A 17299-nucleotide genomic window follows, 5' to 3' on the forward strand; every position below is an offset into this window, starting at 1 on the left:
TTAATTTTTACGATTTTTCTTATATTTAAAAATCGGTATTTATAAGAATTTCCATAAGAACTCCATTTTCTTCGTGCATTTCAACGAGTAGTTTTAACATTTCATCGAAAACTTGGCTATTCTAAAAACCATCCCTTCTACCAAAGCGTATATGTCTATATCTTTGTTAGGTTAAATCCTATGCCAGCATAACATCCTGATTGAAGCCACTTAACATGACTACTTGGTTTCGTTTTTGGATGTGATTTTTATTAAAAAAAAGGTAGGAAAACTTTAAACAAAACAACATTTTTTTAAAAATTTAAATGCCACGATTTATATGATTAGAAAATTACTCTTAAGTTTTTTATTTTTCCTATTATCTTTTTTCACTTTTGGGAAAAATACATCAGATCTCAACATCACCACAATTAGAGCCAATTACATCTCGTATAAAACTTTCGTTGTCGCAGGTACGATAACTAGTACAAGTACGGGAGGAAGTTGGAGCAGTCCTAGTTCGTGGGTTGGTGGCGTAGTTCCATCAGCAACTGATGATGTTGTAATAGCTAGTGGTGCAACAATAACTATTTCCGGAAGCACTAGCAACGCTAAAACACTTACAATCAATGGAAATCTTCTTGTATCTAACACCGTTACACTTAACTCAGTAACTCAAGTAACAATTAACGGTTTACTTAGCTTTGAAGACCAAAATAGTAATATACACCTGCCAGCTAACACGGGCATAAAAATTAATTCTCCGGGAAAGGTTGATGACTCTAAATGTTCAAACAATGTTGCTATTTATATCGGAAGTACAAAATTCGCTGCTTGTACAGGGAATGGCGGTCAACCCATATACAAAAGTTTTACTGACCTCAACAATAGTGGAGGAACAATAAATGCGATCGCCAGTTCAAATTCGCCAGTTTGTCTAAATGGAACTATCAATCTAAGCGGTTCTTACTCAGGAACAGTAGGAAACACAACTTCGACAGGTTCAACATCAGGCGTAAATTACTCTTGGAGCGTACAAGCACCCAATGGAACTACAACCACAAGCAATTTACAAAATTACAATTTGCCCGCAAGCCAGACAGGCAACTACACGGCAACCTTAACTTGTACAACATACTACGGAAGCGATTTATATACAAGTACAAGCACTATTACTGTAGTAGTAAATGCAAACATGGGAGTTTCGGCTGCTTCTTCAAGCCAGACACTTTGTGTTGGCACACCAATGACAAACATTACCCACACAACAACTGGTGGTGTAACAGGAATTGGGACACCAAGTCCTGCTTTGCCGGCTGGAGTTACAGCTTCTTGGGCATCAAACACGATAACAATCAGCGGAACACCAAGTGCTTCTGGAACTTTTAATTACAGCATTCCTGTTCTTGGATGTGGCACAACTGTAAACGCTACTGGAACAATTACTGTAAATGCAAACGTGGGAGTTTCTGCTGCTTCTTCAAGCCAAACGCTTTGTGTTGGCACACCAATGACAAACATTACCCACACAACAACTGGTGGTGTAACAGGAATTGGGACACCAAATCCTGCTTTGCCGGCTGGAGTTACAGCTTCTTGGGCATCAAACACGATAACAATCAGCGGAACACCAAGTGCTTCCGGAACTTTTAATTACAGCATTCCTGTTCTTGGATGTGGCACCACTGTAAACGCTACTGGGACAATTACTGTAAATGCAAACAACACCATAACTCTAACCTCTGCATCGGGAACAAATGCACAAAGCATTTGTAAAGACAGCGCAATAACAAACATAACGTATACTACCACAGGAGCAACTGGTGCAAATTTTACTGGACTACCAGCAGGTGTAACAGGAGGATGGGCTTCAAATACAGTAACTATATCTGGAACCCCAACAACTACTGTTGATGGCACATTTAATTATACTGTAACATTATTAAACGGATGTGGAAACGTAACAGCAACAGGAACAATCACTGTAGCAGTTCCTAACAGAGGACAGGTACATGGCGGAAAACACATTTGCCTTGGAGATGATAGTCCACAATTATATATGAGCACGTTTAGCGGTACTATTGTGAAATGGCAATATAGTGATGATCCAGCGGAATCTAGTGGAAGCTGGATTGACATTCCAAATACAGCAAATTTAACTACCTATCAACCTGCAAAATTAACAGCACTTAGAACCTTCAGAACGGTTGTTCAAAACGGAGCTTGCCCTCCAGAAACAGCGATTCAAACAAGAATCGATGTCGATACAACTCCGACATTTACAGTATCACCTTCGGCAACAAGTTGTCCAAATACGGATGTAACCTATACTACACAATCTGGTCAAGGTAATTATATATGGACTGTTTCTGGTACTTTAGGGACTGACTATAGTATAACTTCAGGAGGAGTTGGAACATCTAGTAACTCTGTTACTTTAAAATGGTTAACAGCAGGTTCAAAAACGGTTACTGTGACCTATTCAAATGCGTGTTCAAACAATCCTGTGGCTAGTTCTACTACTACCGTAGATGATTTTAGCATTTCTCCAGCTCAAAGTACTTCTTTTTGTATTAATACTCAGATAACTCCAATTACATATATCGCAAAAGGTTTTGATGGTATTGGATCAGGTTCATTTAGTTTACCTTCTGGTTTGACAGTAAATTATGATAATACTACAAAAACATTAACTATAAGTGGCATACCTACCACTCAAGGAACTTTCAATTATACAATTCCTTTGACTGCCAGTGGGTGTACAATCTCTGGCGAAGCAAAAGGAACAATTATTATCAATGCAACACCAACAGCTCCAAGTGCAAGTGTAAGCACACAGCCAACTTGTTCAGGAACAAAAGGAACTATAACAATTACCGCAACCGCGGGATATACTTACAGCATTAATGGAACTGATTATTACAATCAAACTGTTTTCAGTTCTCTTGACCCTGGATCTTACACTGTAACGGCTAAAAATACCTCTGGCTGTATTTCGGCTGGAACACCACTACAAGTAAACGCTCCGACAGCAAAAACATGGACAGGAGCAAATAGTGCCGACTGGAGTCTTGATTCAAACTGGAGTCCGACCGGAGTTCCAACTGCTTCAGATTGTGTTATTATTCCAACGGGAGTTGCACACAATCCAATTATTTCGGGAACAGATGGAAATTTCTATGCTTACACATTAACGGTAAATGATCAAGGAAACTTAACCGTTAAAAGTAGTAATACACTTCAAGTTACAAGTTCTGTTAATGTATTATCATCGGGTGCATCATCTGGTACATTGTTATTCGAAGACAGTTCAAGTTTAATTCAGACAAGCACAAGCAATACGATCAATACAGGAAACATTACCTATAATCGCATTGCAAAACAAATTCGACAAGCAGATTACGTTTATTGGTCAACTCCAGTCAAAAATCAGACTTTGGCTGCTCTTTCACCTTTAACTAGTGCTTCCAAATTATATGCGTATGATGGCACCAAATGGGTATTCACTCCAAGAACCACCGTTATGACTGCAGGAAAAGGCTATATTGTTCGCGGACCTGAAACCTATTCAAATACGGTAAAACAAGATTTCCCAGCAAGTTTTATAGGTATTCCTCAAAATGGTACTTTTCAGGGAGAATCAATGGTAGGAGGTCAATTTTATCTACTAGGAAATCCATATCCATCTGCTTTAAATGCCGATGCTTTTATCACTGAGACAAACAACAAAACAATATTAGAAGGAACTCTTTATTTCTGGACACACAATACTCCAGTAGTTTTAAGTGGAGCATATGAGTATTCAACTGATGATTATGCAACATATAATTTGAGTGGTGGTACTGGAACAGGACCAGCTCCTTCGGCATTTGATCCAAATCTTGATTCACCTAGAACTGATTTCCCAAGCGGTAAAATAGGAGCAGGACAAGCATTTTTTGTGGGCACTGTTGCATCTGGAAAAGCTGTTTTCAACAATTCAATGCGAGTTTCAGGTAATAATACACAATTCTTTAAGCCTGGAAAAACATCAAAAACAGCAGAAATAGAGAAACATCGCGTATGGTTGAATATGACAAATGCTGGTGGTGCTTTCAAACAATTATTAGTCGGATATATCGAAGGTGCAACAAATAATTATGAGAGATTATATGACGGAACATCTTTTGATGGAAACAAATATCTTGATTTTTACAGTATCAATGATGGCAACAATTTGGCAATTCAAGGTCGCGCTCTTCCTTTTACAGATACAGATATGGTTCCGTTAGGTTACCGCTCAACAATCGCAGGAGATTTTACCATTTCGATTGATTATGCTGATGGAAACATGAAGACTCAAAAGATCTATTTAGAAGATAAAACAACAGGCGAAATTCATGATTTAACCCAAAGCAACTATACCTTTACGACCAAAACAGGAACTTTTACCGATCGTTTTGTACTTCGTTATACGAACAAAACTTTAGGAACTGGAGATTTTGAAAACATCGAAAATGGAGTTTTGATTTCGGTAAAAGACAAAACGGTGAAAGTGATTTCGTCTATAGAAAACTTGAAAGAAATCAATATTTATGATATTTCAGGAAAACTGCTTTATAACAAAACAAAAGTAAATTCTACCGAATTGCAAATTCCAAACTTACAATCAAGCGATCAAGTCTTAATTGTAAAAGTTACTTTGGAGAACAATTTTACTGTTTCAAAAAAGATTATTTTTCAATAAATCAAAATAACAATTCACAAAAAAATCCAGCCTAAACAGACTGGATTTTTTTTATTTTAAAAGTGTCATTACCTTTTTTCAATCAATACGCTAACGGCATTCCCACCAAAACCAACTGCATTTATCAATACTTTTTTGATTGGTTTGCTTTGAATTTGTTTTTCTCCAAATGGAACTCCAATAAAAGTATCATGTTCCATCATCAAAAGAGCCAATTCTAAACTCAAAATTCCAGAAGCGCCAAATGTATGTCCGATTTTCCATTTATTAGTTGTCAATAATGGCAAATTAGAGCCAAAAACTTTCTCGATTGCACGAAGTTCTGTCAAATCGCCTTTTATCGTTCCTGGCGCATGCATTACGATCGCATCAATGTTTTCAAGATCTTCATTTTTCAAAGCCATTTTCATTGATTTTTGAAAACAAGTAGCTTCCGCCGAAATCGAGATGTTATGTTCCAAAACTTCAGTTGCATAACCAACTCCTGTTACATATGCAATTGCATTCTCTTTTTCTCCAGCTTCTAAACAACAAACAGCTGCACCTTCGCCCAAAATCATGGTATTTTGTGTTTTCTCAAAATCAAATGCCAGATTTGGCCAAGCTTCTAGATTCTGATCAATTCGGGAATAGATTTTCAATGCTCTCATTTGCGCAATTGTAAAATCGGTCAAAGGAGCTTCACTTCCGCCAACTAAAAATTTATCAGCCATTCCTGATTTCAACCATGCAACACCATTCAGTAAAGCATGAAGTGCCGTAGAACAAGTTATTGAGTGTGAAATTTCCGGACCGGTACTTTGCAAATCATGAGCAATCCAAGATGAAATATTTCCCAAAGTTGTGGTTGGAGAAGCTAAAGTCTGTGCTTTTCCGGTATCAATATATTCTTTGTAGTGCTTTTCAAATAAATCTGTCGCTCCTCTTGAGGATCCGATATTTATTCCGAAAACATCTTCTGAATTCCAGCCGGCTTGCGCTACGGCTTTGCGCGAAGCTACCAAAGCAAATAATACAGAATCATCCAAAAACTTATATTTAGGATCTGATTCTCTTATCTCAACAACAATTCGTTTTGATTCCTCGCTAAGTGGAGCTGTCGAAGTTTCCTGCTGATCCAAAAATTGTTTTGAAAAACAATGATTTTCATTCAGATAATTTGCCCATACTTCTTCTGTAGTATTTCCTAATGGAGAAATAGATGAAAAAGCTGTTATGGAGATTTTTTGTGTATTCAAAATATTGATTTTATGCCTATTGCATTTTCTAACCGCAAAGATCGCAAAGATTTACGCAAAGGTCGCAAAAGAATTAAAAAAAGTGGCACACAGATGACACGGATTAAACGAATTTAAAAAGATTAATCTGTGAAAATCCGTTTAATCTGTATTCATTCATGGGCAGAATTACACCATTTCAATCGCTTCTTCAATTGTTTTATAAACTTTCTGAAGCTGTTCGCCTGTCATTATATAAGGTGGTAATATGTAAACAATATTTCCGACCGGTCTTAAAACCACTCCACTTTCAATGAAAAAATTATACAATTTGGTACGCATGGAACCATAATAACTTTCTTCTGAATCTGATTTTATTTCCACCGCAAAAATAACTCCGAGCGTTCTAGCTGTTGCTACTTTTGGGTGATTTTCAATTTTCTGCTGAAACTCTAAATGACTTTTATTTATTCTTTGAATATTAGCTTGCATTTCATCTGTTTGCAATAACTCCATACTTGCTAAAGCCGCCGCACAACCTGTTGGGTTTGCCGTAAAAGTATGTCCGTGAAACAGCGCTTTATTGATATCATCATCATAAAAAGCATCAAAAACTTCTTGAGTAAAAGTTGTAATCGCCATTGGAATTGTTCCTCCGGTTAAAGCTTTTGACAAACAAATCATATCTGGATTTGCATTTACATAATCCATAGCAAAGGTTTTTCCCGTTTTCCCAAAACCTGTCATAACTTCGTCGGCAATGGTCAAAACGTGGTTTTCTTTGCAAATTTCAATCAGTTTTTCCAATGCTTCCGGTTCATACATGACCATTCCTGCAGCACCTTGCACCAAAGGTTCGAAAATAAATCCGGCGCAATTATGTTTCTGAATTACATCTTTTAAAGCTTCAAAACTTGCCTCTTCTTCTCCTTTTATCGGAACCGGAATTCGGACAACATCAATAAACATTCCTTGAAAAGCCTGCGTATAAAATGAAATACCACTCGCGGCCATTGCGGCAAAAGTATCGCCGTGAAAAGCGTTTTCAAAAGCAATTATTGTAGTGCGTTTTTCATTTTTATTAAAAAAATACTGCAACGCTACTTTTATTGCTACTTCAACCGCTGTTGAACCATTATCAGAAAAGAAGATTTTTTGCTGATTCTTTGGCAGAATTTCCATTAATTTTTCGGCCACTTTGATTGCCGGTTCGTGAGTGAATCCGCCAAACAAAACGTGTTCTAAAGTGGTCAGCTGTTTGTAAATCGCGTCAGCAATAAATTTATTGCTATGTCCAAATGGATTTACCCACCAAGACGCGATTGCATCTATATATTCTTTATTGTTTTCGTCCCAAAGCAACGCGCCTTCTCCTCTAGATATTGCAATTGGCGTTTGAGAAGTTTTGTGTTGTGTATAAGGATGCCAAAGATATTGGCTGTCTTTTTCTTGTAAAGTCATTTTTTTTAGAAGATAGAAAATAGAACATAGAAAAAAGACTATGCTCTACAGTTTCCGCAAAGATAAGAAAGTCTATTTTCTTTATTCTATATTCTTTGTTCTATAACTTCAATAGATTATCCCGAAACAAATCGGCGTATTCTTTAATTACATTTTGGTCGAAATACGGTTCTTCATCAATTCTTCCAATGCATTTTATTCCAGTTTTATTCAGAATCAAACTTTCAGTCGATTTGTTTTCGTTGCCACTAAAGATAATTCCGTCAACTTGAAAACCTTTATTTTGAATCGCTTCAATTGTCAATAAAGTATGATTGATGCTTCCTAGATAATGTCTTGAAACTACAATTATTTTATAATCGTCTCGAATTAAATCTGCAATAGTATCTTTTTCGTTTAACGGAACAAAAATGCCACCTGCACCTTCAATAACCAAATGATTTTCTGTTTTTGGTTCCTGAATGTTTTTTAAATCAATTTGAATTCCGTCAATTTCTGCCGCTAAATGCGGACTTGCAGGTGTATTTAACTCATACGCATTTGGAAAAAATTGCGATTTTGAATTCGAAATTTTAGCTTTTACTTTATGTGTATCACTTAAATCTAAATCTCCGGCCTGAACTGGTTTCCAATAATCTGCTTCTAAAGCCTCAACCACAATTGTCGAAGCTACCGTTTTTCCGACATCCGTAGAAATTCCTGTAATAAATATTTTCATAATTAATAGACCGCAGATGACACAGATTAAACCGATTATCGCGGATTTTTTTATTTTTCAATCAATCAGCTACAGGACAATCCGTGTAAATCCGTTGTATCCGTTTTATCTGTGGGCTGTCCTGCAAAAATACCAATAAAAACAACAAACCCATCAATTACGATGGGTTCTGTTTTATTCTTCTTTTAATTCGTCGATTACTTTTCTGATTTCCTTGGCATATTTTCCATAAAATAATTTTGTATGTCCTTCAGTCATAAACCAAATTAAAATCATGAATACAAATACGATCAAGATAAATATTACTGCTACATATTCCTGATTTGAATTTAAAACAAGATTCAATAGTTTACCTGATTTTTTACCTAAAGGCAATAAAAACATATAAAACAGTCCAAAAGGAAAAAAAGTATAAGTAGCAGATTTATAGGTCTCAATAAACAACCTTATATTATAGTATATTTCGTATAAATTATCTTTAGTTGTTGCTGCCACATTTGCAAAATTCTTATAATACATATATAATCTTACTGCAAATACCATTGAAATTACAATTGAAAGTGCGTACAGCAAATAATACGCGAGTAGAAAACTATATTTTAATTCGATAACTAGCGGAATTATCCCGATTAAAATCATTGAAACTATTTGAACGATGAATTCTTTTTTTAAATTTTTTCTAATTTTTTCCAAAGGCGTATTCACCGATTGAATTTTTTCTAAATTATTTGGAAGAACAACATTTTCCGTTTTTTCGTTGTTCCATGCGTTTTGTATATCGTTAAAATCCATATCCTTGATTTTTAATTATTTCTTTTAATTTTTCTTTTGCTCTGTTTAATTTCACTCGGGCATTTCCTTCAGAAATCCCAAGATTTTCGCCAATTTCTTTGTGAGAAAAACCTTCTAACTGATAAAAAATAATCGCTTTATCAATCTTTTCGAGTTTTTGAACTGCTTTGTAAAAATGATCCAGCTGACTTTCCTTTATATGTGAATCGCCTTCATCATCTTTTATATTTTCCGAGGCAATTTCATATTTGTCGACTTTCCGTTTTTCTTTTCTAAGGAAAACAATCGCAGTATTTACTGCTACTCGATACATCCAGGTCGAAAATTGGCTTTCGTTCCTAAATGTCTCATACGATTTCCAAAGCTGGCAGACAATTTCTTGAAATAAATCCTGCTGATCATCATAATTGTCCATGTACATTTTTGAGACTTTGTACAAAATTCCTTTATGACTTTCTATCCGATTTAAAAACTCTTGTTCTTTCTCTTTCAAAATAGTTCTAATTCATTATTGGTTTTACAATATATCCTGCTTTTCTCAATAAATAAAGTACTCCTTGCTCACCTACTAAATGTGCTGAACCAACCGCCACAAATAAACTTTCCTTTTTCATCATTCCAGACATTTTTTGCACCCAATCTTTGTTTCTATCATCCAGCATCCATTTTTTGGTATTGCTGCTCATTTCTTTTTCACTTGCGGTATCATCATAAAGATTAAGCAAATTTTCATCTTTATAATCTTGAACCATTTTTTTTGTTTCTTCCTTGTTTATATCTTCCATAGTAGCTATTAATTCATCGTCGCTGTATGCATTAGACAATGTATTTAACTGCCCTTTTACCGTTTCGAAACCTGCAATCTCTTTATTCTTACTTTTAGCCAAAGTCATAAATTCCATTTCGTAAGATTTTAAAGTTTCACAGTCAAATGCCTTCATCGAAATTAAACTCATTATGGTTGCTAAACTATAATTATCGAGCAGTTGCAATTTTAATCCGGCAGTTTTCTGTACAACTAAATCTAACTTAGAAAATTGCTCTGGTGTTAATTTCTTGCTTAACGGCTCTGAAGATAATGCTAATTTTTGCACATCGGCCATTTCATTTGGATCAAAAAAGTTGATTTCGACAATTAATTTCTCTGATTTCTCAAATGCATTTTTTGTTTTTTCCGATAAAAAATAATCGGTTGGGCAAATAGAATGAATTGTTCCGTAAACATAAGAAGGTTTTGATAATCCGTTTCCAGATACTTCCCACAAAAGAGAATTTTCAAGTTTTGGAGATTTTGTCTGTGCTTGCGCAGATGAACTAAAAACAAGTGTGATTAACGCTATTACTGATGTGATTAAATTTTTCATGATTTTGATTGATTAAAATTGATTGATGATTGATTTGATTAATTATTTGATTGACTGATAATGATTTGATTGATGATTGTAAAACTTCTTATTATTTGCTGTATTTTTTTCTTTGCCAACAAGCCAAAGAAGCAAAAAACAAACAAAGCATAGTTAGAAGAAGATTTTTATTTGGTTTGTCTAAAATAAATTGGTTTACAAGAGAATAAGCTAGTCCTGCAGAAGCTAATTGAACAAACAAAAAATTGAAGATTTTTTCGCCGATTGAAGTTGATGTTGTTTTCATAATTGATTTGATTTAATGATTGATGATTGAATAAAATTCGATTGATTGATTTGATGATTGAAAACCGCTGTTATTTCTTCATGAATTTTTTTCGTTGCCAGGAAGCGATTGAAATCACAAATAAACAAATCATTACAATGAGTGTTTCTGTTCTTGGTTTATCGAAAATAAAATGGTTTACTAAAGCGTACCCTAATCCGAGCGAAGTACAAAATATAAATGCTAAGCCTGAAGTTCTCTCTTTTTTTGAAGTTGATTGTGTTTTCATAATTATTTTGGTTTATTTGATTACGGCTCGTAAGTAATCGAATAAACAAAACGTTACAAAAAATTTTAAACTTTTTTTAAAAAGTGAGGAAATACAGTGCTTTAGAGAAGAAAAAAAAAGCCCACAGATCGAACTGTCACCCTGAGCGGAGTCGAAGGGCTTGCTAATAAGAACGGGCTTCGACTACGCTCAGCCTGACAAAACCGAAGTCTTAAAAAACAAAATCTCTTAATAATTCTAAAATTTGGCTAATTTCTTCTTCAGTATTAAAATTATGAATGCAAAAACGAAGTCGTTCCTGGCCTTCCGGAACAGTTGGCGATAAAATGGCTTTTACATCAAAACCTTTATCCTGCAGTTGCTGGGCAATATGTTTCACATTCTCATTTCCCGGAATAATGGCAGATTGAATAGCCGATTTACTGCGAACGAACATTGGCTTTAGGCCTAATAAATTTTTCTGCTGATTGAAGAATACAATGTTTTGACGGAGTTTGTCAATCGCCTCTTTTTCGATTTCCAATTGCTGGTAACCAACAAAAATTGTCGCAACAGAATGCGGTGACAATCCTGTTGTATATATAAAACTTCGCGCGAAGTTTACTAAATATTCTTTAAGTTCCGGACTTCCGAGCACCACTGCACCGTGGCAACCCAAACCTTTTCCAAAAGTCATAATTCGGGCGAAAATTCTATTATGCAATTTAAGATGTTGCGTCAAGCCCTCGCCTTTTTCTCCAAAAACACCAAGCGTGTGTGCTTCATCAACTACCAAATAACAATTGTATTTTTCAGCCAATTGTACCAATTCTTCCAAATTCGGACTATCGCCATCCATTGAAAAAACAGTTTCAGTAACAATATAAATGTTTAATGGAATTTGAGATTCAGCTGATTGAAATTTAATAATTAGGCGTTCTAAATCTTCAAAATCGTTATGATTGAATTTGTATGATTTAGCGTTCGACATCACAATTCCATCACGAATTGAAGCATGACTTAACTCATCATACAAAATAACGTCATTTCGTTGCGGTACAGCGCTAAAAAACCCGACATTGGCATCATAACCTGAATTAAAAATTAAAGCTGTTTCTGCGTCGTGAAATTCAGCAATAAAAGTTTCAGCAGTTTGGTATAAAGTATGATTACCCGAAATCAATCGAGAACCTGTCGCGCCATTCTGAATAATTTCATTTTCAATCAAATAATGGTGTGACTGTTTAAAAATAGATTCTGATTTTGAAAATCCAATATAATCATTTGAAGAAAAATCGACAAGATTATTAAAACTTGGCAACTTTCTTAATGCGTTATTTTGCTTTCTAACTTCAAGCTTTTGAATAAGATTTTCAGGTAATTTCATAAAAGCAAAGTTATGAAATTGAAGTTAGAATAAACGGCAGGCACAAAACGACCTGCCGTTTTTGCTTCTGTTTTTATAAAACGGCGCTTATAAATGGCGCTTTTCTTAGGAATTTATTCTGAACCATTTCTTCGATCATAAAGTCCGCAATATTTCTCGCACTGATTTTATCTCCTGTGCAATCTTGCGTATCGACACTAATTTCAGCTTTTTCATCTGTGAATTCAATAAACGGAACACGAACCAAAGTCCAATCGACAACGCTGTCAACCAAAAGATCATAAGTTAATTGTCTATCTTTTTGAATTTCCGGAAAATTGGTTTTCATCCAATTTGTGGCCATAAGTGTTTTTTCACTTTTATGATCAAATGGTGTATCGATATTCAAGCCTGCCAATAAAACATATCTTTGAATATTAAATTCTTTCATTACTTTCAAGACATTTATAGTCGCTTGACTCGCCACCATAGGTTCGCCCGGCCGTTGACCAATCGTACTGACTACCGCTTGGCAATCTTTCAATAATGTTCTAATGACTTTTTCATCAATCGCATTACCGTTAATAATTTCCAAATCTGGATGTTGAATCGTAAAATTTTCAGGATTTCGTAGCAATGCTTTTACCTTAAATCCTTTTTCTAATAACTGGTTTATAAGAAATTTTCCAGTTCTTCCTCCGCCACCTAAAACGGCAACTTTTATTATATTTTTCATAAGTATTCTTTATAAAATTTGACATAAATAATTTGCGCTTTTACCAATCAGACAAAGCGAAAACGCAAAAGCTTACTGAGCTTTCACAACAAGATCAATATTTTATAAAGAGATTTTAATACCTCAAAAGTAAAAAATAAAAAAAGCCAAACAAAAACTGTTTAACTTTCAATTTATTTTATTTTTCTTTTCTATCCATTTAAAGTTTCCTTTCTCGGTAGCATCAAGCAAATCAACTTGCAAACCATTAGCAATTTTTAGTGCATAACTTAATGCCGAATTTAGATCTAAATGAACTGAAATGGATTTTTTCTTTGTTTCTGATAACCACAAATAGATTTCAAAATCTCTATCTGCATAATTTTTATAAACGGAAATATATTGAACATTTTCAAAAACAGAATTTTTACATAATGGAATTTTAAACAACGTGAAATTAAAACTGACTGTTTTCTTTTCAGCATCTGCATAAACTCTTTTTGTAAAAGTCAATCCACCCGCACATACAAACATAAAAAAGGTTGCCAAAACAAACTTTAAAGCGTCCATTATTTTTCCCAAATAAAAAAGATCTAAAGTTTTAAAAAGCATTGAAATTGCAAAGTAATACAATGGTAAAGCAATCAAAAAATGCCAAAAAGGTCTTTTTGAAACATAAACCAACTGATCAAATTTTTGTTTTTCCATTGGGCTAAAAATAAAAAAAAGCCAAACAAAACTGTTTGGCTTTTTAACTTATTTTGAAATTGTCTTAGTCAACTAAAACAATCACTTTATTATCTTTCATTTCGATTGTACCTGACGTAATTTCTAATGTATAGGTTTGGTCATTAACTCTCGTAAATTTATCTGCTACCTCTTTAGAAAAATTAAAGCTAGGCGCTGCAATTTTTACAGTTCCTTTTTCTAGAATAGAAACAATAGGAGCGTGATTATTCAAAATTTGAAAGCTTCCATCAACTCCAGGCACTGTAACTGAAGTTACTTCTCCTGAAAATAATTTTGCCTCTGGTGATACTATATCTAAAATCATATCTTCTTTTTAAATTCCAAATTATAAAATTCCAAATCCCAATTTTGGAATTTGGAATTTTTATTTTTTGAGGTTTGTCAAGCTTTGCTTGATTATGCTTCAGCTAACATTTTTTCTCCAGCTTCGATTGCATCTTGAATAGAACCTTTCAAGTTGAAAGCCGCTTCTGGAAGGTGATCTAACTCACCATCGATAATCATGTTGAAACCTTTGATAGTATCTTTAATATCAACTAATACACCTGGAATACCTGTAAATTGCTCTGCTACGTGGAATGGCTGAGACAAGAAACGTTGTACACGACGTGCTCTAGATACTGCAAGTTTATCTTCTTCAGATAACTCTTCCATACCTAAGATAGCGATGATATCTTGTAATTGTTTGTATTTTTGAAGGATTTCTTTAACTCTTTGTGCACAGTTGTAGTGCTCATCTCCTAAGATATGTGGAGTCAAAATTCTTGAAGTAGAATCTAACGGGTCAACCGCAGGATAAATACCTAACTCAGCAATTTTACGAGACAATACAGTTGTAGCATCTAAGTGCGCGAAAGTTGTAGCTGGCGCAGGGTCAGTTAAGTCATCTGCAGGAACGTAAACCGCTTGTACAGATGTAATAGATCCTTTGTTTGTAGAAGTAATACGCTCTTGCATAGCACCCATCTCAGTTGCCAATGTTGGTTGGTAACCTACCGCAGATGGCATACGTCCTAAAAGTGCTGATACCTCAGAACCTGCTTGTGTAAAACGGAAGATGTTATCAACGAAGAATAATACGTCTTTTCCTTGGTCAGATCCAGCTCCATCACGGAAATACTCAGCGATAGATAATCCTGAAAGTGCCACACGTGCACGAGCTCCAGGTGGCTCATTCATTTGTCCGAAAACGAAAGTAGCTTTAGACTCTCTCATTCCTGGCATATCTACTTTAGATAAATCCCATCCTCCATTTTCCATAGAGTGCATGAAATCATCACCGTATTTAATAATTCCTGACTCTAACATCTCACGAAGCAAGTCATTTCCTTCACGTGTTCTTTCACCTACTCCAGCGAATACTGAAAGTCCACCGTGACCTTTTGCGATATTGTTGATCAACTCCTGAATCAATACTGTTTTACCAACACCAGCACCACCGAACAATCCAATTTTACCTCCTTTTGCGTAAGGCTCGATCAAATCGATTACTTTGATACCTGTGAATAAAACTTCAGATGAAGTTGATAAATCTTCGAATTTTGGAGCTTGTCTGTGGATTGGCAAACCGTTTTCTCCAGTTTTTGGCAATTCACCTAAACCATCAATTGCATCTCCAACAACATTAAATAAACGTCCATATACATCTGGACCGATTGGCATTTGGATTGGGCTTCCAGTTCCAACTACCTCATATCCTCTAGACAAACCGTCTGTAGAGTCCATAGAGATTGTACGTACAGTGTTTTCTCCAATGTGAGATTGTACTTCTAGAACTAATAAAGTTCCATCTTTTTTTGTGATTTCTAATGAATCATAAATTTTTGGAAGTTCAACATCTTTACCGTTGAAAACTACGTCAACTACTGGTCCAATGATTTGAGCAACTTTTCCTATTACTTTTGACATTACTTATGTATTTATTAAATAGCTATTTAGGTTTATCGAAAATACCTCTTTTTTCAGAGCGCAAAGATAATTTTTTAAAATATAAAATCAATTTTTTTTTCATAAAAAATAGCATGATTTTGTTTGATTCCTAAAAGTTGGGCTTCAAATAACTAAAACAGTAAATTTTAACCCCATAAAAAAAAGCCACTGCATCTTAAAAATGAGTGACTTTCTTACTAAAAAAAATTGGCTTTATTGAATTGTTTGCGGATACTGAATTGGATACGTAGCCAAATCAACGTGACGCAATGTAGAACCATATTTCGCATTAATTGCATCTACAAAAATATTAGCAATCAAAGCATAACCTCTTGCACTTGGATGCACTCCGTCTAAAGAGAAAGCACCTCCCGTAACATATGTAGATGACATCACATAATTCCCAAAACGGATTCCTCCATTTGACAATTGTGTCAACGTAACTTTTGTATCCACAAATGCCAAACCTTTTTCTGCAGCAACTGCCTGGATTGCCACATTGTAGGCATCAGTAGCTTTTTTAACCTCTGCAACTTCATCTTTTGTCAAAACCCAGTTGTCTGCCAATGGCACTGAAAGTCCGTTAACTTTTGTTGCATCACCTCCAACAGTAGTCCCAATAAATGTTCTTGCCGACAAAACAACTAAATCCTCCTTAGTAGCTTGTCTATAAGAAGGCAAACCATAAGCAGAAAGGTTAGTCAAATAACTATCCACTAAGACAACCGCATTACTTCCAGCTTTGAAATTGATTGTTCTTCTAGCAGCTTCATCAGCAGTCAATAATTTATTAGCAACCATTTGTTGCAAGCCACCATTATAAACTGCATAACCAGCATTTAACTGAGTTGCTAAAGCCGCCGTAAGCGTAGCTGGATTATACGGTACAGTTGTAAAATATGGCAAACTTGTAATATAAGGCAAATTAGCCACAACACCTTTTGCTCCTTTTGAAGTTAAAGCCGTTGCTAAATTTGTAAAAATAGTTTTAAAAACTGTTGGGTCTGTAATGTCATTTCCTCCATAAGTAGAAGGATCCATATTCCCAGTCTGATCTTTCCCAGTTCCACCTGAAGTCGCGTAAGCCAAAACATCATTTCCTCCAATGAACAAAGAAAAGAAAGTTGGATTCTGAGCCATTGCATCAGCTAAAACCGTGGTAGTTGGCGTACTTGAAAATCTTGCGAAATAAGGATTGGCTAAACCCGAAGCAACTCCTGCAGTATTTCCATAACCGGCCGCAATTAAATGATAACTTTTTGCTCCCGGAACTCCCATGTTATTAAATGTGCCTGAAAGATGTGACGTTACTTCGGTTGTAGGCTTGCCTGTAACATTAACCGGAGCTTGACCATTAAAATACAAGCGCGTTCCAGCAATTACATTTCCACCTAAAAGCAAACCTCCGATGTTATCATTTGTCAAAGGAGTTTTAAATTCTCCTCCTCCTGCCGCAACAAATTGCTGTGCTAAAATATTCGTATACGCATTACTCTGCCCTTTAATAAACAAAGCATTATCACTATAACCAGCAGCAAACGAATCTCCAAGTGCTACATATTTTGTAAAAACTGCCGATCCAGGAACTACCGGAACTTCTGCTGGTGCATCACTGTCATCGCTATTACATGCTGCCATAAAGGTTAAAGAAACCAATAAAAGCCATTTTATATTTTTTTTCATGTCATTTAAAATTTAAAAATTATTACTTCTTTCCATTCATTTTCATCAGAAGAAAAGAAAACCCAC

Annotated in this window: 15 protein-coding genes; 1 reads left to right on the top strand and 14 read right to left on the bottom strand. The window is 35.1% G+C overall.

Annotated elements, in window-relative coordinates; all coding sequences use genetic code 11:
- The first annotated feature begins 319 nt into the window (after window positions 1-319).
- Window positions 320-4705: a T9SS sorting signal type C domain-containing protein gene (locus SCB73_RS05885; RefSeq protein WP_320569163.1), complete on the top strand. Its 4386-nt coding sequence runs from the start codon at window positions 320-322 to the stop codon at window positions 4703-4705.
- Window positions 4706-4773: 68 nt separating this feature from the next.
- Here SCB73_RS05885 and SCB73_RS05890 read toward each other — a convergent pair whose 3' ends face one another.
- The 14 genes from SCB73_RS05890 to SCB73_RS05955 form a co-directional block, all read right to left on the bottom strand.
- Window positions 4774-5943: a beta-ketoacyl synthase N-terminal-like domain-containing protein gene (locus tag SCB73_RS05890; protein WP_320569164.1), complete on the bottom strand. Its 1170-nt coding sequence runs from the start codon at window positions 5941-5943 to the stop codon at window positions 4774-4776.
- Window positions 5944-6111: 168 nt separating this feature from the next.
- On the bottom strand, window positions 6112-7383 hold the full coding sequence (gene bioA / locus SCB73_RS05895) for an adenosylmethionine--8-amino-7-oxononanoate transaminase (protein WP_320569165.1): 1272 nt from the start codon (window positions 7381-7383) through the stop codon (window positions 6112-6114).
- Between the two features lie 100 nt (window positions 7384-7483).
- A complete protein-coding gene (gene bioD, locus SCB73_RS05900) occupies window positions 7484-8101 on the bottom strand; it encodes a dethiobiotin synthase (RefSeq protein WP_320569166.1) in 618 nt (205 codons plus the stop codon).
- Between the two features lie 174 nt (window positions 8102-8275).
- Complete coding sequence (locus SCB73_RS05905) at window positions 8276-8893, bottom strand: hypothetical protein (RefSeq protein WP_320569167.1); 618 nt, start codon at window positions 8891-8893, stop codon at window positions 8276-8278.
- Window positions 8883-9386: an RNA polymerase sigma factor gene (locus tag SCB73_RS05910; RefSeq protein ID WP_026727493.1), complete on the bottom strand. Its 504-nt coding sequence runs from the start codon at window positions 9384-9386 to the stop codon at window positions 8883-8885. Before SCB73_RS05910 ends, SCB73_RS05905 begins: the two co-directional genes overlap by 11 nt.
- 7 nt (window positions 9387-9393) lie before the next feature.
- Window positions 9394-10257 carry a TraB/GumN family protein gene (locus SCB73_RS05915; RefSeq protein ID WP_320569168.1) on the bottom strand — a complete coding sequence of 288 codons (864 nt, stop codon included), beginning with the start codon at window positions 10255-10257 and terminating at the stop codon, window positions 9394-9396.
- Window positions 10258-10348: 91 nt separating this feature from the next.
- Window positions 10349-10543, bottom strand: a complete 195-nt coding sequence (locus tag SCB73_RS05920; protein WP_320569169.1) for a hypothetical protein — start codon at window positions 10541-10543, stop codon at window positions 10349-10351.
- Between the two features lie 70 nt (window positions 10544-10613).
- A complete protein-coding gene (locus SCB73_RS05925) occupies window positions 10614-10811 on the bottom strand; it encodes a hypothetical protein (protein ID WP_320569170.1) in 198 nt (65 codons plus the stop codon).
- 211 nt (window positions 10812-11022) lie between these two features.
- Window positions 11023-12177, bottom strand: a complete 1155-nt coding sequence (locus SCB73_RS05930; RefSeq protein ID WP_320569171.1) for an aminotransferase class I/II-fold pyridoxal phosphate-dependent enzyme — start codon at window positions 12175-12177, stop codon at window positions 11023-11025.
- 73 nt (window positions 12178-12250) lie between these two features.
- A complete protein-coding gene (locus tag SCB73_RS05935; protein WP_320569172.1) occupies window positions 12251-12892 on the bottom strand; it encodes an NAD(P)-dependent oxidoreductase in 642 nt (213 codons plus the stop codon).
- A gap of 168 nt (window positions 12893-13060) precedes the next feature.
- Entirely contained in the window at window positions 13061-13579 is a 519-nt protein-coding gene (locus SCB73_RS05940) for a hypothetical protein (RefSeq protein ID WP_320569173.1), read from the bottom strand.
- A 64-nt stretch (window positions 13580-13643) separates the two neighbouring features.
- Window positions 13644-13925, bottom strand: a complete 282-nt coding sequence (locus SCB73_RS05945) for a F0F1 ATP synthase subunit delta/epsilon (RefSeq protein WP_026727487.1) — start codon at window positions 13923-13925, stop codon at window positions 13644-13646.
- 92 nt (window positions 13926-14017) lie between these two features.
- Entirely contained in the window at window positions 14018-15529 is a 1512-nt protein-coding gene (atpD, locus tag SCB73_RS05950) for a F0F1 ATP synthase subunit beta (RefSeq protein ID WP_320569174.1), read from the bottom strand.
- A 234-nt stretch (window positions 15530-15763) separates the two neighbouring features.
- The gene (locus SCB73_RS05955) at window positions 15764-17233 is read right to left on the bottom strand and encodes an SGNH/GDSL hydrolase family protein (protein ID WP_320569175.1); all 1470 of its coding nucleotides are present in this window, start codon (window positions 17231-17233) and stop codon (window positions 15764-15766) included.
- Window positions 17234-17299: the final 66 nt, after the last annotated feature.

The sequence above is a fragment of the Flavobacterium sp. KACC 22761 genome, from assembly GCF_034058155.1.
Classification (GTDB): Bacteria; Bacteroidota; Bacteroidia; order Flavobacteriales; family Flavobacteriaceae; genus Flavobacterium.